General features: G+C 71.6%; 23 protein-coding genes. 21 read left to right on the top strand and 2 right to left on the bottom strand.

Annotation, left to right across the window (positions count from 1 at the left end):
* Positions 1-12: 12 nt before the first annotated feature.
* Positions 13-1,281 (bottom strand): amino acid deaminase, encoded by a 1,269-nt coding sequence (locus tag AB0950_RS01430; protein WP_366777538.1) that lies wholly within the window; start codon positions 1,279-1,281, stop codon positions 13-15.
* 106 nt (positions 1,282-1,387) lie between these two features.
* On the opposite strand from AB0950_RS01430, the gene AB0950_RS01425 reads away from it, so the two are divergent.
* The 4 genes from AB0950_RS01425 to AB0950_RS01410 all read left to right on the top strand — a co-directional run bounded on the left by AB0950_RS01425 (position 1,388) and on the right by AB0950_RS01410 (position 4,348).
* On the top strand, positions 1,388-2,473 hold the full coding sequence (locus AB0950_RS01425; RefSeq protein WP_366777537.1) for a sugar kinase: 1,086 nt from the start codon (positions 1,388-1,390) through the stop codon (positions 2,471-2,473).
* Positions 2,470-3,231 carry an IclR family transcriptional regulator gene (locus AB0950_RS01420; RefSeq protein WP_360159854.1) on the top strand — a complete coding sequence of 254 codons (762 nt, stop codon included), beginning with the start codon at positions 2,470-2,472 and terminating at the stop codon, positions 3,229-3,231. Before AB0950_RS01425 ends, AB0950_RS01420 begins: the two co-directional genes overlap by 4 nt.
* Positions 3,228-3,638, top strand: coding sequence for a RidA family protein (locus tag AB0950_RS01415; RefSeq protein WP_360574923.1), 411 nt, complete (start codon positions 3,228-3,230; stop codon positions 3,636-3,638). Before AB0950_RS01420 ends, AB0950_RS01415 begins: the two co-directional genes overlap by 4 nt.
* A 68-nt stretch (positions 3,639-3,706) precedes the next feature.
* Positions 3,707-4,348 carry a hypothetical protein gene (locus tag AB0950_RS01410; protein WP_366777536.1) on the top strand — a complete coding sequence of 214 codons (642 nt, stop codon included), beginning with the start codon at positions 3,707-3,709 and terminating at the stop codon, positions 4,346-4,348.
* Between the two features lie 60 nt (positions 4,349-4,408).
* Here the strand turns inward: AB0950_RS01410 and AB0950_RS01405 are convergent, their stop codons facing one another.
* Complete coding sequence (locus AB0950_RS01405; RefSeq protein ID WP_360574921.1) at positions 4,409-6,127, bottom strand: glycoside hydrolase family 18 protein; 1,719 nt, start codon at positions 6,125-6,127, stop codon at positions 4,409-4,411.
* A gap of 359 nt (positions 6,128-6,486) precedes the next feature.
* Here AB0950_RS01405 and AB0950_RS01400 point away from each other — a divergent pair, with 359 nt between their 5' ends.
* From AB0950_RS01400 to AB0950_RS01320, 17 genes are all read left to right on the top strand, one after another.
* Positions 6,487-7,317 carry a hypothetical protein gene (locus AB0950_RS01400; RefSeq protein WP_360159961.1) on the top strand — a complete coding sequence of 277 codons (831 nt, stop codon included), beginning with the start codon at positions 6,487-6,489 and terminating at the stop codon, positions 7,315-7,317.
* 58 nt (positions 7,318-7,375) lie between these two features.
* Positions 7,376-8,083, top strand: a complete 708-nt coding sequence (gene cpaB / locus AB0950_RS01395) for a Flp pilus assembly protein CpaB (protein ID WP_366777535.1) — start codon at positions 7,376-7,378, stop codon at positions 8,081-8,083.
* Positions 8,084-8,095: 12 nt separating this feature from the next.
* Positions 8,096-9,328: a P-loop NTPase gene (locus AB0950_RS01390; protein ID WP_360159859.1), complete on the top strand. Its 1,233-nt coding sequence runs from the start codon at positions 8,096-8,098 to the stop codon at positions 9,326-9,328.
* A 7-nt stretch (positions 9,329-9,335) separates the two neighbouring features.
* Positions 9,336-9,716: a TadE/TadG family type IV pilus assembly protein gene (locus tag AB0950_RS01385; protein ID WP_366777534.1), complete on the top strand. Its 381-nt coding sequence runs from the start codon at positions 9,336-9,338 to the stop codon at positions 9,714-9,716.
* Between the two features lies 1 nt (position 9,717).
* Complete coding sequence (locus AB0950_RS01380) at positions 9,718-10,059, top strand: TadE/TadG family type IV pilus assembly protein (RefSeq protein WP_366777533.1); 342 nt, start codon at positions 9,718-9,720, stop codon at positions 10,057-10,059.
* Between the two features lie 16 nt (positions 10,060-10,075).
* The gene (locus AB0950_RS01375) at positions 10,076-11,413 is read left to right on the top strand and encodes a CpaF family protein (protein ID WP_360159862.1); all 1,338 of its coding nucleotides are present in this window, start codon (positions 10,076-10,078) and stop codon (positions 11,411-11,413) included.
* Between the two features lie 6 nt (positions 11,414-11,419).
* Positions 11,420-12,364: a type II secretion system F family protein gene (locus AB0950_RS01370; RefSeq protein WP_366777532.1), complete on the top strand. Its 945-nt coding sequence runs from the start codon at positions 11,420-11,422 to the stop codon at positions 12,362-12,364.
* Positions 12,365-12,380: 16 nt separating this feature from the next.
* Positions 12,381-13,268: a DUF5936 domain-containing protein gene (locus AB0950_RS01365; protein WP_360574941.1), complete on the top strand. Its 888-nt coding sequence runs from the start codon at positions 12,381-12,383 to the stop codon at positions 13,266-13,268.
* A 175-nt stretch (positions 13,269-13,443) separates the two neighbouring features.
* Positions 13,444-14,664: a histidine kinase gene (locus AB0950_RS01360; RefSeq protein ID WP_360574940.1), complete on the top strand. Its 1,221-nt coding sequence runs from the start codon at positions 13,444-13,446 to the stop codon at positions 14,662-14,664.
* Between the two features lie 14 nt (positions 14,665-14,678).
* On the top strand, positions 14,679-15,431 hold the full coding sequence (locus tag AB0950_RS01355) for a response regulator transcription factor (RefSeq protein WP_366777531.1): 753 nt from the start codon (positions 14,679-14,681) through the stop codon (positions 15,429-15,431).
* Positions 15,432-15,556: 125 nt separating this feature from the next.
* Positions 15,557-15,754, top strand: a complete 198-nt coding sequence (locus AB0950_RS01350; RefSeq protein ID WP_330338077.1) for a hypothetical protein — start codon at positions 15,557-15,559, stop codon at positions 15,752-15,754.
* A gap of 50 nt (positions 15,755-15,804) precedes the next feature.
* Entirely contained in the window at positions 15,805-16,335 is a 531-nt protein-coding gene (locus AB0950_RS01345) for a pilus assembly protein TadG-related protein (RefSeq protein ID WP_360574917.1), read from the top strand.
* A gap of 34 nt (positions 16,336-16,369) precedes the next feature.
* Entirely contained in the window at positions 16,370-16,951 is a 582-nt protein-coding gene (locus tag AB0950_RS01340) for a hypothetical protein (protein ID WP_360159866.1), read from the top strand.
* Between the two features lie 7 nt (positions 16,952-16,958).
* On the top strand, positions 16,959-17,573 hold the full coding sequence (locus AB0950_RS01335) for an OmpA family protein (protein WP_366777530.1): 615 nt from the start codon (positions 16,959-16,961) through the stop codon (positions 17,571-17,573).
* 58 nt (positions 17,574-17,631) lie between these two features.
* Positions 17,632-17,913, top strand: coding sequence for an Arc family DNA-binding protein (locus AB0950_RS01330; RefSeq protein WP_360159868.1), 282 nt, complete (start codon positions 17,632-17,634; stop codon positions 17,911-17,913).
* A complete protein-coding gene (locus tag AB0950_RS01325; protein ID WP_360574914.1) occupies positions 17,910-18,302 on the top strand; it encodes a hypothetical protein in 393 nt (130 codons plus the stop codon). Before AB0950_RS01330 ends, AB0950_RS01325 begins: the two co-directional genes overlap by 4 nt.
* Positions 18,303-18,647: 345 nt before the next feature.
* A complete protein-coding gene (locus tag AB0950_RS01320) occupies positions 18,648-19,055 on the top strand; it encodes a hypothetical protein (protein WP_366777529.1) in 408 nt (135 codons plus the stop codon).
* Positions 19,056-19,060 lie beyond the last annotated feature (5 nt).

Genomic DNA, 19,060 nt, shown 5'->3' with positions numbered 1-19,060 from the left:
ACCCCCCGGGCTCTAGAAGAAGGTGCGGATGTAGTCGACGACCGTGCCGTCCGCCTCGGTCACCGGGATCAGCTGCCACTTGTCGAACGACGTGCACGGATGCGACAGGCCCAGGCCGATCCAGTCGCCGACCTCGAGGTCCGCGCCGGGGTCCGTGCGCAGCCAGGCGTGCTGGTCGGACAGGCCGGTCACGGTGATGCCGTCCGCCGGGCGCTCCGCATCCCTCCGGCGTACCACCTGGGCGGTGGGCAGGTCCAGGTCGTGGGCCGCGTCGCGCTTGCCCGCGTTGGCGAAGGCCTGCCCGGGGGCGGGCCGGGAGACGACCTGCGCCCACAGCCGGAACGCGGGCTCCAGCGCGCCCTCCTCCGGGACGCGGTTGAAGGGGGTGATGCGCCGGTAGTGCCCGTCGTCGTGCGAGACGTACGCCCCCGAGCGCAGCAGCTTCAGCACCGGGCGGGACAGGGCCGGGATCTCCGCGAACACCTCGGCCACCGCGTCGAACCACGCGCTGCCGCCCGCGCTCACCACGATCTCCTCCGCGTCCTTCAGACGCCCGGCCTCGTCGAGGGCGACAGCGATCGCGACCAGCCGCCGCAGATACGACCGCACCCGTTCCGGATCGGCCCGCGGGACCTCGCCCTCGTACCCCGCGACGCCGACGAGCCGCAGCGTCTGCGTCCCGGCCACCGCCTCGGCGACGGCCAGCGCCTCCGCCTCCGTGCGCACACCGGTCCGCGCGCCCTCGCCGGCGCCCAGCTCCACGACGACGTCCACGGGCCGTGCGGCGCCCCGGAGCGCGGCGTCCATCAGCTCGACGCCGCGCACGGAGTCGACGTAAGCGACCAGTTGGAAGGCGGGGTCGGCGGCCAGTTCCCCGGCGATCCAGCGGAGGGCGGCGGCGTCCACGAGTTCGTTGGCGAGGAACACCCGCCGGATGCCGAACGCCCGGGCGACCCGCACCTGGTGGGGCACCGCCAGCGTGATGCCCCAGGCGCCGTGCTCGATCTGGCGGTGGAAGAGCTGCGGGGCCATGGAGGTCTTGCCGTGCGGGGCGAAGGCGAGGCCGTGCCGGGCGATGTACGTCTCCATCAGCGCGAGGTTGTGCTCCAGGCGCTCGGCGGAGAGGGTCAGGACGGGGGTCGGGAAGCCGTCCGTGAAGAGGTTGCGGCGCTGGGCGGCCAGCTCGCCGACGGTGAGGCCCTCGGCGTCCGGCGGGAGGCCCTTGAAGCGGTGGTCGACGCGTTCCCCGGCCAGCCGGGCGAGCGCTTCGCTGCTGCTCATGGAGCCCCTCTCCTGCCGTTGCATTCTCTGCAACGGTCATTGCACATAGTGTCGCCTGGTGTCTAGCATCTCGCCGGGACCGGGTCAACGGATGCCTCGCCCGGACATGCGGACAGGAGCCATCATCAACGACACTGCTGGCGCCGGGAACAGCGTGGCCCCGGACGTCGTGGACGTGGTCGCGCTCGGCGAGTCCATGGTCGCCTTCCTGCCCAGCCGGCCGGGCCGCCTCGCGGACGTGCCCTCCTTCGAGCGTGCGATCGGCGGCGCCGAGTCCAACGTGGCCTGCGCGCTGGCCGCCGCCGGGCACACGGCCCGCTGGGTGAGCCGCGTGGGCGCGGACGCGTTCGGCACGCACGTCGTCGAGCGGATCGCCGGGTACGGCGTCGACGTCACCTCCGTGACCCGGGACCCGGACCGCCCGACCGGCGTCTACTTCCGCACGGCCGGCGACCGCGGCACGGGCGCGCACGAGGTGGCGTACTACCGGGCGGGCTCGGCGGCGTCGGCGATGAGCGCCGAGACCGTGGACCTGTCGGCGGTACGGGCGTGCCGGGTACTGCACCTGTCGGGGATCACGGCGGCGCTGTCGGAGGACTGTCTGCGGCTGATGCGCCAACTGACGGCACCGGGGCCGTCTCGCCCGTTGGTCTCCTTCGACGTCAACTACCGGCCCGCGCTGTGGCCCGGCACCGACGGGCCGCGCGTACTGCTGGAGCTGGCGCGCCGCGCGGACATCGTCTTCGTGGGGGACGACGAGGCGCGGGCCGCCTGGGGTCTGCACGGCGGTGCGGCCGTTGTGGAGGCGCTGCCCGAACCGGCGACCGTCGTGGTCAAGCACGGCCCGGGCGGGGCGACGGCGTTCGACAAGAACACCGACGGCACGGCGGACGCCGACGGCACCGCGACGTTCGTGCGCGCCCCGAAGGTGGACGTCGTCGCCCACGTCGGCGCCGGAGACGCCTTCGCCGCCGGGTTTCTCTCCGGTACCCTCCGCGGGCTTCCCGTGCGGGACCGCCTGCGGCACGGCCACCTCTTCGCCGCCGCGGCCCTCACCGCCCCCGGCGACCTGGCCGCACCTCCCGCGCGGGACCACGCCGACCGCCTGAGCGCCCTGGACGACACCGCATGGGGGAGACTTCGACTCGGGCCCGGCTGGACGCGGGCCGCACAGGAGGCGAGCACCCCATGAGTCAGACCGTCGACCGCGCCCTGAGCATCCTTCCGCTCCTCGCCGAGGGACCGGCCGACCTCGGCCAGGTCGCCGAGCGTCTCGGCGTGCACAAGTCCACGGCCCTGCGCCTGCTGCGCACCCTGCACGAACACGGTCTGGTCTACCGCCAGTCCGACCAGCGCTACCGCCTCGGCGCCCGCCTCTTCGCCCTCGCCCAGGAGGCGATGGAGAACCTCGACGTCCGCGAGATCGCCCACCCCCACCTCGTACGGCTGGGCGAGGCCTGCGGGCACACCGTGCACCTCGCCGTGTACGAGGAGGGCGAGGTGCTCTACATCGACAAGGTGGACAGCCGCTACCCGGTCCGCATGTACTCGCGGATCGGCAAGCCCGTCGCCGTCACGGTCGCCGCCGTCGCCAAGCTCCTCCTCGCCGACCTGCCCGAGCCCGAGCGCCGCGCCCTCGCGGACAAGCTCGAATACCCCCTGTACACCCCCCGCTCCACCCCCAGCGCCGCCGCGTTCCTGCGGGAGCTGGAGAAGGTGCGCGAACAGGGCTGGGCCGCCGACCTCGGCGGCCACGAGGAGTCCATCAACTGCGTCGCCGCCCCCATCCGCGGCGCCGACGGCCGGGTGGTCGCCGCGATGTCGGTGTCCGCGCCGAACGTGGTCGTCACCGCTGAGGAACTCCTCACCCTGCTCCCGCAGGTCCGCCGTACCGCGGACGCGATCAGCGGCGAGTACTCCGGACGAACGCCAGTGAAGGACACCGTATGACCGACAAGATCGCGCTCACCCCGAAGACCCACACCATCCCGCCGGCGAAGTTCTCCCACGGTGTGAAGAAGGGGAACATCCTCCAGGTGGCCGGACAGGTCGGCTTCCTGCCCGCCGAGGAGGGCAGGCCCCCGACGCCGGCCGGCCCCACCCTGCGCGAGCAGACCCTGCAGACCCTCGCCAACGTCAGGGCGATTCTGGAGGAGGGCGGCGCGACCTGGGACGACGTGATGATGATCCGCGTCTACCTCACCGACGTGGACCACTTCGCCGAGATGAACGAGATCTACAACGCGTACTTCGGGGAGCAGGGCCTCACCCAGCCGCCCGCCGCCCGTACGACGGTGTACGTCGGCCTGCCCGAGGGCCTGCTGATCGAGATCGACGCGCTCGCCGTCCTGGGCTGACCCGGTACTCGCGGTGGGACGGGCGGGGTGACTGGTTCCGGCACAGGGAAGTCGTCCATACTGCCGCCGTGGAGCAGCGCATAGGAGCGAGCAGCAAGCCGTCCGAAGCACAGCCGTTGAAGGCCGAGCCCGTGACGGGCGCCGGTTTCGACCCGGCGTTCATCCCCGGGATCACGGTTCCGGCGCCGGCCGGGCCGGACGAACCGGCGGACGCCGTGCCGGACGGGGACGAGACGCCGGCCCGGCCGCAGGACGCGGCGGCGCCCGAGGAGTCCGCGCTGTCCGAGGAGTCCGCGGACAGCGCAGAGGCCACGGACGCCGACGAGTCCGCGGACGGCGACGGCCCGGACGGCGGTCCGGTCTTCGAGGCCTTTGACCGCCGCGCGAAGATCGTGGCCGACCGCAAGGGCGTACGCCTGCGCCTGGACGAGGAGGCCTGCGAGTTCCGCTGGGACGAGATCGCCGCGGTCGAGACCGAGTCCCCCCGCTTCGGCAAGCGTTTCACGATCACCGTCCACACCCCGGAACGGCGCTGGTACCCGATCGAGATCGAGGCGGCGTCGCGGTCCCGCTTCAAGGAGTGGGACGAGCAGCTGGACGCGGTGCTGGACGCGTACTTCGAGGACGAGCCCGCCAAGGACGAGCCCGCCAAGGGCGACCCCACCGGCGACGCCACGGGCGACGACTCCACCGACGGCGACTCCGCCTGATACGGCTGCGACGCCCGGGCCCCGTCCGGGCCCGGGCGTCGTCATCCGCCGTGCCTCACCTCACGGCAGCGCGTGCACATGGGCGCCGACCGCGTTCGACCAGGCGTTGCCCGCCGACGCGTCCCAGTTCGTCGACCAGGTCATCGCGCCGCGCAGGTCCGGGTAGGTCCTGGACGGCTTGAAGGAGCCGCAGTTGGTGCCCGCCGTCAGGCAGTCCAGGGCGTTGTTCACCACGGTCGGCGAGACGTAGCCGCTGCCGGCCGCGCTCGTTGAGGCGGGCAGGCCGAGGCCCACCTGCGAGGGGGCGAGGCCGCCCTGGAGCTGGATGCAGGCGAGGGCGGTGAGGAAGTCGACCGAGCCCTGGCTGTAGACCTTGCCGTCGCAGCCGAGCATCGAACCGCTGTTGTAGTACTGCATGTTGACGACCGTGAGGATGTCCTTGATGTTCAGGGCCGTCTGGAAGTAGGAGTTCGACGTCGACTGCATGTCGATCGTCTGCGGGGCCATCGTGATGACCAGGGACGGGCCCGCCTTCGACGACAGGGCGCGCAGGGCCTGGGTCATGTAGGTCGCGTTGAGGCCGTTCTCCAGGTCGATGTCGACGCCGTCGAACCCGTACGTCTGCATCAGCGAGTACACCGAGTTCGCGAAGTTCGCCGCGGACGCCGAGTCGTTGATGGACACGGTGCCGTTCTGGCCGCCGATGGAGACGACGACCTTCTTGCCGGCCGCCTGCTTGGCCTTGATGTCCGCCTTGAACTGGTCGACGGTGTAGCCGCCGAGGCCGGAGGAGTCCAGGTTGAAGGTCACGGCGCCCGGCGTCGAGGTCGCGTCGGCGAAGGCCACGGCGATGATGTCGTACGCGGAGGGGACGTCCGACAGCTTCTGCACCTTCGCGCCGTTGTTGAAGTTCTGCCAGTAGCCGGTCACCGCGTGCTTGGGCAGGGCGCCGCCTCCGCCGCCGCTGCTGCCGCCGGAGGCCGTCGTGCCCGTCACCGCCGCCGACTTGGCCGACTCGCCCGCCGCGTTCGTCGCCGTCACCTGGAAGGAGTACGACGTGGACGCCGCCAGGCCCGTCACCGTGGCGGACGTTCCCGACACCGCGGTCACCTTGGCGCCGTCGCGGTAGACGTTGTAGCCCGTCGCCCCCGACACCCCGGTCCAGGACAGCGACACGGACGAGGACGTCGTACCGGAGACGGACAGGCCGGCCGGCGCGGCCGGGACGGTCGGGGCCGGGTCGCCGCCTCCGCCGCCGTCGGGGCCGTAGACCGAGACGTCGTCGGCGTAGTAGGCGGCCTGGCCGTACCAGCCGTGCGTGTAGACCGTGACGGACGAGGTCGACCCGCCGGTGGTGAACGTCGTCGACAGCTGTTTCCAGGACGTCGTGTCCGGCGTCCAGGTGGAGACGTCCGTGGTGCCCGTGCCCGTCACGCCCAGGTAGGAGTAGCCGCCCTGCACCCACGCGCTCAGCGTGTACGTCGAGTTGGGCTTGACCGCGACCGTCTCGGTGCACTGGGCGTCGTCCTGGCCGGCCGGGGTCGCCTTGAGCGCGGAGGAACCGGAGTGCACCGGGGAGGAGACGGTCGTACCGCTGCCCGCCGTGCACGTCCAGCCGGCGAGGCCCGACTCGAAGCCCGCGTTCTTCACGTTGTTGACGTCCGCCGCGGAGGCCGGGGTCGCGGCGAGCCCGGCGACGGAGAGGGCCAGGGCCGTGGCGGCCGACCACAGGGTGATTCGCCGTGCGCGGGGTCTGGGTATGCCTGGTGCAAGGTCCACTGGGGCCTCCGGTGGGGGAAGTGGGGTGGGGCGAGCGTGCCTTGGGAGGTGAGGGGGAGATGCGGTGGCCACCGTCGGGCTCCAAGTTGGTCCAGACCAATCGGGGTGTCAAGAGGTTCAGACCAAAACCGTTTCCGGATCGCCGCTCAAGCTGTCCGGATTTGGCGGGAGTTGTGACCAGAGAGTTCCACGCGGGCTTCACAAACGCTGTTCTCCGGTCATACGGCCGTGGTTACAGTGCTCACGTAGTCACGCAGTGAAGTCGTCCCGGCGCACAGGAGTGACCTTCCGGTGGGCCGGCGGATGGGGAGAGCGGGGAGCTGCGCGTGCCCACAGCCATTGCCGTCACCAGTGCCGACATGGCACTGCCGGCGCAGGACGAACGGACCGTGCCGGCCGTCGTGCTGGGCGGCCTCGACCAGCGCCCGCTGGAGCACGCCCTCCTCGAACTCCACGCCCTCACCGAGCAGTACGGATACGTCATCGTCCTCTGCTCGGCCGCCACCCCCGAGCCCGTCGTACGCCGGCTGCACACCCTGCGCTCGCTGCTGGAGAGCGACCGCATCGCCGTCTTCCGGCCCGAACTGCCGCCGCTCGGCGTCGCCGTGCTCGCCCGGCAGCTGCGCCAGCTCGCCTCCTGCGACCTCAGTCCCGGCGTGCTCGCCTCCGCCGGCCGGCTGCTCACCCACTACCTGCACGCCGGTGCCGTCCTCGCGTCCGTCGCCAGGCTGGACCGGGTGCCGGTCGGGCTGAAGGCGCACGCCAAGTCCTGGGTGCCCGGCAGCCAGTTCGCCGTGCTCGCCCACCCGGAGCCGCAACTCGTGCGCATCGCCCCCGGCGCCACCCTCAAGGGACCGGACTTCAACACCTGGATGCTCGTCGCCAAGGGGCAGCAGACGCAGGGCGACTGGGTGGCCGGGCTCGCCGGGCAGTGGAGCGTGCACGGGCTGCGCGAGGTCCCGCTGCCCGCCGAGTCGCCGGTGTGGTGGGGCACCGGCCGCATGACCGAGTTCTGCAGCTACCTCGCCGACCTGTCCGTGCTCTACCAGCTCGTCACGTCGGTACGGCAGACCGCCTGCCACTGGTGCGGCCTGGACGTCATCGGCGACCGCTGCGTCTTCTGCTCCGCCACCCCGCCCGCGTACGAACCCGCCCCGCCCCGCGCCCTGGAACAGCGCACGCCCGCCTGACCCGCCCCGTACGTTCCCAGCCCGCTCGACCGATTCCCCCAATGAGGTTGCACGGTTCATGAACTCCCGTCAGCGCCGCGGCGTGATACTGCTGATCCTGTCGGTCCTGTGCGCTCTCGGCGCGTTCGCCGGCGTGCTCTCCGTCGTCCACGACGTGAACTCCAAGGTCGGGCCCGAGGTCGGCGCCTATCGGGTGAAGTCCGACGTGAAGCCGTACACCGCCCTGGACGCGGGCCAGTTCGAGAAGATCGAGATGCCCAGGCGGTGGCTGTCCGGCAACGCCGTCACCGACCTGCACCAGATCCAGGGCAAGATCGCGGTCACCACCCTGCGCAAGGGCTCCCTGCTCCAGACCGACATGATCGTCGACCAGCCCGCCCTCCAGCCCGGCCAGCAGGAGGTCGCCATCATGATCGACGCGGCCACCGGAGTGGCCGGGAAGATCACCCCGGGGTCGCACGTCAACGTGTACGCCACCTTCGCCGGAAAGAAGGAGGGCGACCCCGACCAGTCGAAGATCATCGTCACCGAGGCCCGGGTCCTCGACGTCGGCCAGATCACCGCCCTCGACCCCGACCAGAACAAGAACCAGCAGCAGCCCAGCGAGGCCGTCCCCATCACCTTCGCGCTGTCCACCCTCGACGCCCAGCGCATCACCTACGCCGAGTCCTTCGCCCAGCGCGTCCGGCTCGCCCTGGTCGCGCCCGGCAGCGAGACCAGCGTCCCCGACAAGGACCGCACCTACGAACTCGCGACGGACAAGTGAGAGGCGGCCCGCATGCCCACCAGGATCCTCCCGGCCGGCACGGACCCGGACGCCGTCCGCTCCCTGACCACCCTGCTCAGCCAGCTCCCCGACGCCGAACCCCAGCCACCGGTCACCGACTCCACCCAGCTCGTCGACACCCTCGCCCGGCTCGCCGCGGAGTCCGTCGACGAACTCCCCGAAGTGGTCGTCGTCCACGAGCGCATCGGCCCGGTCCCGGCCCTGGAGCTGATCCGCGAGGTCGCCCTGCGCTTCCCGGCGGTCGGCGTCATCCTCGTCACCACCGACGCGAGCCCCGGCCTGTTCTCCGCCGCCATGGACGCCGGCGCCCGCGGCCTGGTCGCGCTCCCGCTGTCGTACGAGGAACTCGCCAGCCGCGTCCAGGCCGTCGCCCAGTGGTCGACGGGGGTACGGCGCCACCTCGGGCACGGCGCCGAGCTGTTCGGCGGAGCCGGCGGTACGGTCGTCACGGTCAGCGGCGCCAAGGGCGGCGTCGGCGCGACCCTGGCCGCCGTCCACCTGGCCCTCGCAGCACAGGCCTCCGGGCGGCCCACGGCCCTGGCCGACCTCGACCTCCAGACCGGGGACGTCGCCTCCTACCTGGACATCCAGTTCCGGCGTTCCGTGGCCGACCTCGCCGCCATCACCGACATCTCACCCCGAGTCCTGGCCGACGCCGTCTTCCGCCACGACACCGGGCTCGCCGTGCTCCTCGCCCCCGCCGAGGGCGAACGCGGCGAGGAGGTCACCGACCGCGCCGCCCGCCAGATCGTCAGCGCCCTGCGCTCCCGCTACGAGGTGGTCGTCGTCGACTGCGGCGCCCAGCTCAGCGGCGCCGGGGCCGCCGTGGTGGAGATGGCCGACACCGCGCTGCTGGTCACCACGCCGGACGTGATCGCCGTACGCGCCGCCAAGCGGACCGTGCGGATGTGGGACCGGCTGCAGATCCGCAAGGCCGAGGAGACCACGGTCGTCGTCAACCGGCACACCCGCGGCACGGAGATCCAGCCGCCGCTGGTGCAGCGCATCACCGGGACCGCGCTGGCGCGCACCGCGATTCCGGCCAATTTCAAGGAACTTCAAGCCGTCGTGGACGCCGGGCGGGTCCACGAACTGGACAGCAGGAGCACGGTCAAGCAGGCCCTGTGGGCGCTCGCGGGAGAGCTGGGACTGGTGAAGGCGGCCGAGGGGGCGCACCGGGGGAGCGGGCGCGGCCCGGGCGGATTCCGGCGGCGGAAGGAGTGAGCGCGCCATGAGAAGGAGGCCGGGCGGGGACCGGGGGCAGGTCAGCATCGAGTTCCTGGGGATGACGCCGCTGATCATCCTGACGCTGGTGCTCCTGTGGCAGGCCGTGCTCGTGGGGTACACCTTCACGCTCGCCGGGAATGCTGCGGACGAGGCGGTACGGGCGGGGACCGCGGTGCCGCCGGGCGCGCGGCAGGCGGCCTGCTCGGCGGCCGGGCTCAAGCACCTGTCGGCGGCGTGGAGGGGGAGTGCGGCGGTGTCCTGCGGCGGCAGCGGCTATGTCACGGCCGACGTCAGGCTGCACGTCCCCGTCCTCTTCCCCGGGCTGATCGACTTCCCGGCCACCGTGACCGGCCACGCCGGCGCCGTCGAGGAGGCGAAGCACTGAGATGCCGTACCGCCGTGGCCGCGACCGGGGCCAGGTCGCCATCGAATACCTCGGGTTCATCCCGGTGCTGCTGATCGTCGGCCTGGCCGGCATCCAGATCGGGGCCGTCGCCTACGCCGCCGAGCAGGCCGGTACGGCGGCCAGGGCCGGGGCGCGGGCCGCCTCGCTGCGGCAGGACGCCCAGCGGGCCTGCGCCGAGGCCGTCAGCGGCGCACTCACCGTGACCTGCTCGTCCGGCGCCGGAGGCGACACCGTGACCGTCACCGCCCGGGTCCGCATCCCCCGGATCGTCTGGGACTTCGGCGACGCCACCAAGACCGCGACCATGCCGCTCGACCACTGACCGAGGAGGTGCCGACATGAGCCTGCGCGCACGCATCACCACCCCCGAGGAGCACGGCAGCCGGGGCGAGGACGGGCACCTGGTCGCCTCCTACCGGGCCAAACTCCTGGAGGAGATCGACCTCGCCGAGATGAGCGCGCTCGCCGCCGCCGAGCGCAGGGCGCGGCTGGAGCGGGTGCTCGGCCACATCATCAGCCGCGAGGGCCCCGTGCTGTCCACGGTGGAGCGCGCGCAGCTGATCCGCCGCGTGGTGGACGAGGCGCTAGGGCTCGGCATCCTGGAGCCCCTCCTCGAAGACGCCTCGATCACCGAGATCATGGTCAACGGCCCCGACGCGATCTTCGTGGAACGCGGCGGCCGCGTCGAGCAGCTGCCGCTGCGGTTCGTCTCCGCCGACCAGCTGATGCAGACCATCGAGCGGATCGTGTCCACCGTCAACCGCCGGGTGGACGAGTCCAACCCCATGGTGGACGCCCGGCTGCCCTCCGGCGAACGCGTCAACGTCATCATCCCGCCGCTGTCGCTGACCGGCCCCATCCTCACCATCCGCCGCTTCCCGCGCTCCTTCACCCTCCAGGAGCTGATCTCCTTCGGCTCGCTGGACGAGCCCATGGTGTACCTGCTGGCCGGACTGGTGCAGGCCAAGTTCAACATCATCGTCTCGGGTGCGACGGGCACCGGGAAGACGACCCTGCTGAACGCGCTGTCGGGGCTGATCCCGTCGCACGAGCGCATCATCACCATCGAGGACTCCGCCGAACTCCAGCTCCAGCAGGCGCACGTGGTCCGCCTGGAGTCACGGCCCCCGAACGTCGAGGGCAAGGGCCAGGTCACCATCCGCGACCTGGTCCGCAACTCCCTGCGCATGCGGCCCGACCGGATCGTGGTCGGCGAGGTCCGCGGCGGCGAGTCCCTCGACATGCTCCAGGCCATGTCCACCGGCCACGACGGCTCGCTGGCCACCGTCCACGCCAACAGCGCCGAGGACGCCCTCACCCGGCTGCAGACCCTCGCCTCCATGTCCGACGTCGAGGTGCCCTTCGTGGCCCTGCACGACCAGATCAACAGCGCCGTCGACGTCATCGTCCAGCTCACCCGGTTCGCCGACGGCGCCCGCCGCATCACCGAGATCGCCCTGCTCGACAGCCACGGCGGGGAGCCGTACCGGCTCGCGACCGTCGCCCGCTTCGACGCCCGGCCGATGACCCCCGACGGCCGCGTCTACGGCAGCTTCCGGTACTTCCCGCTGCCCCGCCGCACCGCCGACCGCCTCTACATGGCGAGCCAGCCCGTCCCGCAGGCCTTCGGAGTCGCCCACTCCGTGGACGAACTCGCCACCCGAGAAGCCAGGTAGACCCCCATGGAACTCCACACCCTCGTCCAGCTCACCACCGGTGTGACGCTGCTGACCTGCGTCCTGGCGGTGGCCGGAGTGCACGCCTACGCCTCGGGCCGGGCCCGGCGCGCCGCCCTCGTGGACCGGCTCACCCACACCGGCCCCGGCCCGGGGACCGGCCGCAGACGCCGCTTCCGCGACCTGGACCGGCGGCTGCGCCGCACCCGCCTCGGCCGCCGGCTGGAGCTGCGCCTGGCCGCGACCGGACTGGACGTCACCCCGGGCGAGTTCTTCGTCGCCATGCTCGTGACCGTCGCCGCGCTCTGGCTGATCGGCCAGGCCACCCTGGCCCCCTTCTTCGGCCCGCTCGCCGGACTGCTCGGCATCTGGGCCGCGGTGCAGTTCCTCAACTGGCAGCGCCAGAAACGCATCGAACGCTTCATCAGCCAACTCCCCGAACTCGCCCGCATCCTGGCCAACGCCACCCAGGCGGGCCTCGCCCTGCGCACCGCGATCGGCATGGCGGCCGAGGAACTGGAGGCCCCGGCGGGCGAGGAACTGGCCAAGGTCGCCGACCAGCTGGCCATCGGACAGTCCCTGGACGACGCGCTGGGCGAGCTGGCCGACCGCCTCCCCTCCCGCGAACTGGTCGTCCTGGTCACCACCCTGGTGCTGTCGAACCGCGCGGGCGGCCAGGTCGTGTCGGCCCTGCGCAACCTCACCGAGACCTTGGAGGAACGCAAGGAGACCCGGCGCGAGATCCGCACCCAGCTCAGCCAGGTGACCATGACGTCGTACGCCGTCCCCGTCCTCGGCGTCGGCGCGCTGTTCCTGATGAACGGCGTGAAGGACGGCGCGCTGGCCCGTATGACCGGCTCACCGGTCGGCCAGGCCTGCGTGCTGATCGCCTTCGCGATGTACGCCGTCGGGTTCGTCCTCATCCGGCGCCTGAGCCGGATCGACGTGTGAGGAGGACGGCCCGGTGATCGGATTCCTGCTCGCCCTGCTGACGGGCCTCGGTGTCTGGGGCGCCTTCGCGGGCGTCCGCATGTACCGCGCGGACGCGAAACTCCCCGGCGACCTGGCGGTGGCCCTGGAGGTCGGCGCCACCCGCACGGGCGCGGTCGGCTCGGTCATCGACCGCATGGGCATGCGCTACGCCCCCGCCGTGCTGCGCCTGATGGGCCCGCGCCTGGTCGCCAAGTACCGCCGCAAGATCGACCTGGCCGGAAACCCCGGCGGCCTGACCATCGACCGCTACGCGGCCCGCCGCGCGGTGTACGGCGCACTGGGCGCGGTCGGCTGCCTGGTGTTCCTGCTGCGCGGCCAGTGGTTCGTGGCCGTACTGCTCCTGCTCTTCGGCGCGTTCTGGACGGAGGTCGGCATCTGGTCGGCGATCCGGGTCCGCAAGGACGTCATCGAGCGCACCCTGCCGGACTTCCTGGACGTGCTCGCGGTCGTGGTGAGCGCCGGTCTCGGCTTCCGCCAGGCCCTGGACCGCGTGGCCTCCCGCTACGAGGGGCCCTGGGCGGACGAACTGCGCATCACCCTGCGCCAGATGGACCTCGGCATGAGCCGCCGCCAGGCCTTCGCGGAGCTGCGGCGTCGTAACGACTCCGAGCAGGTGGCGATGTTCGTGACCGCGCTGCAGCAGGGGGAGGAACTGGGCGCGCCGATCGTCGACACCCTCGTCTCCCTGGCGAAGGACATGCGCCGCACCGACGCCCAGAACGCCCGCCGCAAGGCCGCCCGCGCGGTGCCCAAGGCCACGCTGATGATCACCACGTTCATGGTCCCGGCCACGATGCTGCTGCTCGGCGCGGGCCTGATCCTGGGCTCCGGCGTGGACTTCGGCTCGCTCACGGGGAAGTGAGGCGCACGTGACGGCGGCGGGCCTGACGCGACGCGGCGAAGGAGGGTTCTCCGGCGCCGCGGGCCGCGTGCGCGCGGCCGTCGCCCGAGCCGTACGCCGCCCGAAGGCAACCGCCGGCACGGAACCCACCACGGCCGAACCCTCGGAAAAGCTCCAGATCCGCGCCCTGCAGGCCATGTGCCGGCAGGTCTTCGGCTTCCGCCTGGCCATGATCGCCCTGGCCGCCCCGGCCGCACTGCTCCACGCGGCCCCGGGCCTGGGCGTCCGCCTGGCAGGCGCGGCCGTGGTGGTCACCTTCATGGTGTCCTACGTCCTCTTCCGCGACTGGGAACGCTTCGGCCCCCTCCTGCTGCGCCACCCCGGCCTCCTGGCAGCCGACACCCTCTTCGCCTCCTTCCTCCTGATCTCCGCCGGCCCGGACACCACCCTCGCCTACGTCAGCGTCTGCACCCCGCTCCTCGCCGGCCTCCTCTACAGCTGGCGCGGCGCGGCCTGCTTCGCCTCCCTGCAGTCCCTGATCCTGCTGCTGGTCCACGCCACGCTGAAGGCCGACCGCCACGCCCCGGTCGCCGAGGCGCTCCTGCTGCCCGGCCTGTGCGTGATCTCCGGCGCCATGGGCTCGACCCTGCGGGGCCTGATGCTCCGCTTCGGCGCCGCCACCCACGCCCTGACGACGGTCCAGGCACGGCTCGCGGCGGCGGAGGCGGTGAGCGCGGAACGCGCCCGGCTGGCCCGTGAGATGCACGACTCCGTGGCCAAGACCCTGTACGGCGTGGCCCTCGCGGCGGACGGCCTGGCGGCCACGGCCTCCTCCGCCGCCCCCGACCCCGACCGCGTCCGCCGCCAGGCGGAACTGGTCTCCCGCTCGGCGCGCCGGGCCGCGGCGGAGTCCCGGGAACTGCTGGCGGACCTGCGGCGCGAACCGGGTGATCACCTCGAGGCACAACCTCTGTGGCAGCAACTCGCCCACGAACTGGACCGCTTCACGGCCCGCACCGGCCTCCGGGTGACCCGCCACTGGCCCACCGGACCCGACACGCCCCTCCCCGCGGTGCCCCCGCCCCTGGCCCGGCACCTGCTCTCCATCACCGCGGAGGCGCTGGAGAACGCCCACCGGCACGCGTCCGCGACCCGAGTCGAGGTACGAGCGGCGCGCCACGGCGACCTCCTGCGCCTCACGATCCACGACGACGGCCGGGGCCTCCCACCGGACACCACCCTCGAACGCCTCCGCGACGCCGGCCACTTCGGCCTGCTCGGCATGGTGGAGCGGGCCGCCCGGATCGGGGCCCGCATCCGCATCGGCCGGGGCGGCCACGCACGGGGCACGGAAGTCCGCGTGGAACTCCCGCTGTCGGCCCTGACCAGCCCCGACCCCGCACCCCGGGAAGCCTGAGAGGAGGCCGGATCATGCAGCACACCCACCCCTGGCCGGCGTCACCGGCGCCGGCCGCGCCACCCCTGCGGCTGCTGGTGGCCGACGACAACCCGGTGGTCCGGGCGGGCCTGACCGCCCTGCTCTCGGGCCGCGAGGACACCACGGTGGTGGCGGAGGCGACGGACGGCCGCGAGGCGTACGAGGCGGCCCTGCGGCACCGCCCGGACGTCATCCTCCTCGACGTCCGCATGCCCGGCGTCGACGGAATCTCCGCATTGCCGCACCTGGTTCGGCTGGCGCCGGTCATGATGCTCACGTACAGCCACGAGACGGAGACCGTACGGGAGGCGCTGCGGCTGGGGGCGGGGGGATACCTGGTGCACGGCGAGTTCACGACCGAGCAACTGGTGCGCGCGGTACGGGACGTCCGGGAGGGGCGGCCGCATGTGACTCCCGGGGCGGCGAAGGCGTTGCTGACGGAGCTGCGGGGGAGTGCAACTGCACAGCCTGACCGCCAAGCGCCCGATGTTCTGGGGGAAATCACCCCTCAACCCCTTTCGCAAGTGCAATCATCCATGGGAAAGTCGTTCCGTTCGCGTTTCCGGCTGAGCACGAGGGAGGCGGAGATCATGGACCTCATCGCGTCCGGCATGACCAACCAGCAGATCGCCGCCGCCTGCTTCATCTCCGAGAAGACGGTCAAGAACCACATCAACCGCATCTTCGCCAAACTCCAGAGCTCCAGCCGCTCCCAGGCGGCCGCGAAGTGGCTGGGGGTGGCGTGAGGTGGGCGCGTGGGGGAGCGGACGGTCGGGGGAATGGGTCCGGGGTTGGGTCCTGGGGCCCTCGGTCGGGCGCCGTGTTCCGGCCTACGTTGTCCGGATCGGAGGCGAACCCGGAGGGGACCACCATGAGCAACTGGTTCAACACCACCGTCGCGTATCTGCAGGCCCGTGTCGCCCGCAGCGACAAGGGACAGACCGCGGTGGAGTACCTCGGCATCATCGCGGTGGTGGTGGCGATCGTGTTGGCGATCACGGGCACGAGCATCGGACAGTCGATCTACGACGCGATCACGAACAAGATCGCCGAGGTCACCGGCGGCTGAACCCTCCACACCGCGACGCAGGGCAGGCCTTCCCCATCTACATCACGGTGGTGGCGGGCCTGCTCTTTCTCGCGTTGGCCTACCTTGCGGTCGGCCAGGCGTCGGTGAACCGGAGCGGCGCACAGACGGCAGCCGACGCGGCAGCGCTCGCGGCGGCGCAGAACGAGCGCGACCAACTCACGGCCCAGTGGGTGAAGGTACTCGCCGACCCCACGAAGTGGCAGGACATCTTCGAGGGCAGGGTGACGTTCGACGACCCGTGTGGACGGGCCGGCCAACTCGCCGCGCAGAACGATGCCGTGCTGAGTGACTGCTTTGCGCCGGGGCTGCTGAAGTACCGCGTCGACGTGCAGTCCGACAAGTCCGTCGGGCGGTCGGTCGTACCGGGGTCGGAGAACTACAAGTCGAAGGCTTCCGCCACGGCCGAGATCGAGCCCCTCTGCGACGTTCCCGACGCGGGTGGCGGCGGCGACACCCTGCTCCAACTCACGTGCAGGGACAAGGTCTGGCATCTCAAGCCGGATGACACGACGGGGCTGCCGAAGCCCGAAGACCTCTTCGACGTCCACCTGGCCGACTGACGAGTGAACGATCAATGACGAAGGAAGCGGAGCGATGAGCATGCGGTTCACTGCGAGGGCCCGCAAGGGGATGGTCGCATTGACCGTTGCGGCTGGTCTGGCCGTCGGCGTTGCCGGTTGCGGTGGAGGCGGCGGGGACGACAAGAAGCCGGACCATTCGGCGTCCGCATCCCGGACAAGCGACTCCGACCCGAGTACTCAGGAGGGGCAGTCGGACCAGCCGCTGGCGGAGTTGAAGGGGTCGGACGGCCTGCTCCTCCGGATCGTCTCCGCTCAGCGCGACTCGGGCGGCTTCGTCACGGTCAACGGCACATTGAAGAACGACGGGGCCCAGACCGTCGTCATCCCCTCCGCCCTGAGCGGCAACGAAACCGAGATCATCAAGAACGGCAGGTCCCTGGGCGGGGCCACGCTGGTCGACCCGCAGGGCAAGAAGCGCTACTACGTGCTGCGGGACACCGAGGGCCGTCCGCTGACGACCACGGGCTTCTCGACACTCAAGGCCGGCGCCACCCTGGCTGTCTTCATGCAGTTCCCGGCCCCTCCGGCGAACACGTCCGAGGTGGAGTTCCAGCTCCCCACCTTCACCTCCGCCACCATCAAGATCTCCGGGTGAGGCCGAAGTGACCACGCCCCGCCTCGCTCTCACCCTCACCGCAGCCACCCTCCTCCTCACCGTCACCCCCGCCCGGGCAGACGGCACCGACCCCAGCCAGCCCCCCGACACGGCACCCTCCGCCGCGGCCCCGGTGAAGATCGACCCCAAGGACCCCGACCTGAAGCTCCCCGAGGGCGCCACCCTGGCCGCGCCGAAGGTGCTGGACATCAAGTCGGTCGTGGAGGACCAGAGCGGGGACGAACGCCGGGAGGACACCAACGCCGACGTGACCTTCGCGCTCCAGGCGGAAGTCCTCTTCAGCAAGGACAGCGCCAAGCTCAGCGGCGAGGCCAAGGCCCGTATCGCCACGATCGCCGAGGAGATCAAGAAGCAGAACGCGACCCAGGTCCGCGTCTTCGGCTTCACCGACAACCTCGGCTCCGCCGCCCACGGCGACGTCCTGTCCAGGCAACGCGCCAACGCCGTACAGGCCGTCCTCGACCAGGACCTGAACGACCCGAACATCACCTTCGAGGTCCGCGGCTACGGCGAGCAGTACCCGATCGCCGACAACTCCACGGAGGAGGGCCGCCGGAAGAACCGCCGGGTGGAGGTGTCGTTCCCGCGCACGGAGAACTGACCGGTGCCCGGTTTTCGAAAGAGGGACGCTCGGCGTATACGCGACGTATACTGCCGGCATGGCCGATGTCATGATCCGCGTACCCGCCGAAGTCCGTGACCAGCTCGCCGCCGTCGCGGAGGCCCGTGGGACCAGCCTGCGTGCCCTCATGCAGGAAATAGCGGCTCAGACGCTGACTCCTGAGCAGATCAAGGCACGGGCCGATCGCACCCGCGCGCTGCTCGCCGAACGGTTCGGGCATTACGTGACCGATGAGGAGTCCGCCGAGATGCGGCGCAAAATGCGGGAGGCCACCGCTGCTCACCGGGCCGCTCTCACGGAGGCGGATTCGCCCCGTTGAACCAGATCGAACACTACGTTCTCGACAGCCCCACACTGCTGGCGATGGGCGGCAACAAGCAGGTCTCCGGGCTCATTCATGCTGCTGCGTCCAGCGATGACGTCCGCCTCTGGGCGCCGATCCTGTGCCTCCTCGAGGCCGAGCGCGAGCGCCCCGGGATTGTCGCCCACGCGGGCGTGTTGCTGGACGTGATCCAGGTCATCGATGACGACTACGCGATGGCAGTGACGGTCGCGGAGCTGCTCGGCGACGGTGTGGCCTTCGGCGTCGCGGCGGCCGTACACGTGGCACGGCCGAATCCCATGCTCCCGGACGGTGCGCTGGTGGCCACCGTCGCGCCGGACGCCTATGCCGGGCTCGGAGTCGGCGTCATGGACCTGAATCGCTGACCGAGTGGAGGAGGGTGTGCCATCGGGCGGCGGCGAAGCTCTAGGAACCGCCGTCGCTCACCTCGCACTTGGCAGTCGCTTTTTGGCCAATTGGTGTCACGCGGCAGCCGTCATGCCCGAATCGTTCCTGCCCCGGCAACGCGGCCCCCCAGCCGGACGAGTACTCAGACGGGGCGGTGACTGATATGGAACGGCCGATCACACACGGTAGCTAAAGTCTTCCTCGACCGCCGCAGCAGTGCGGTAGCGCGCTGAACGCCGATTCAGCAGCGCACGACAGACACGGGGAGGTACCACGCATGGTGGGGGAAGGGCCGGCGCGTGGGGTTTGACTGGGAGAGGGCCGTGGGTGTCCCGCCTCGCGACGGCAAGACCGGGTCCACTCGCCTGCAATTGGCGAGCGCGAACGGCGGGGGAGGCAGCGGGGACGCCGATCTGCGGATCAGTAAGACCCCATGGACGAGCGCGGCGCGCGTGGCGGAGGAACTGCACACCGACATCGGCAACGGTCTGTCCGACCTCAGGGAGACCGGCATCGGCGCGGCGGGCGGGGCCGGGGGATTCGACTGTCCGGCCGCGCTGAACGAGGTGCGCGCCACCTGGGAGGCTCGGCTCACCGCCGTCCGGGACGAGTGCGGTCGGCTGCACGAAACCCTGGCCAAGACCGGAACGCACTTCGGCGAGGTCGACCACCACGTCGCGGGCCGCGTGGGCGGAGTTCACGTCGGCAACGCCCCTGACTGGTCCCGGTGAGGCCC

This window comes from Streptomyces sp. NPDC007189, from assembly GCF_040703635.1.
GTDB lineage: Bacteria > Actinomycetota > Actinomycetes > Streptomycetales > Streptomycetaceae > Streptomyces.
The sequence above is the reverse complement of the archived record's forward strand: the minus strand, read 5'-3'. Positions and strand labels throughout refer to the sequence as shown.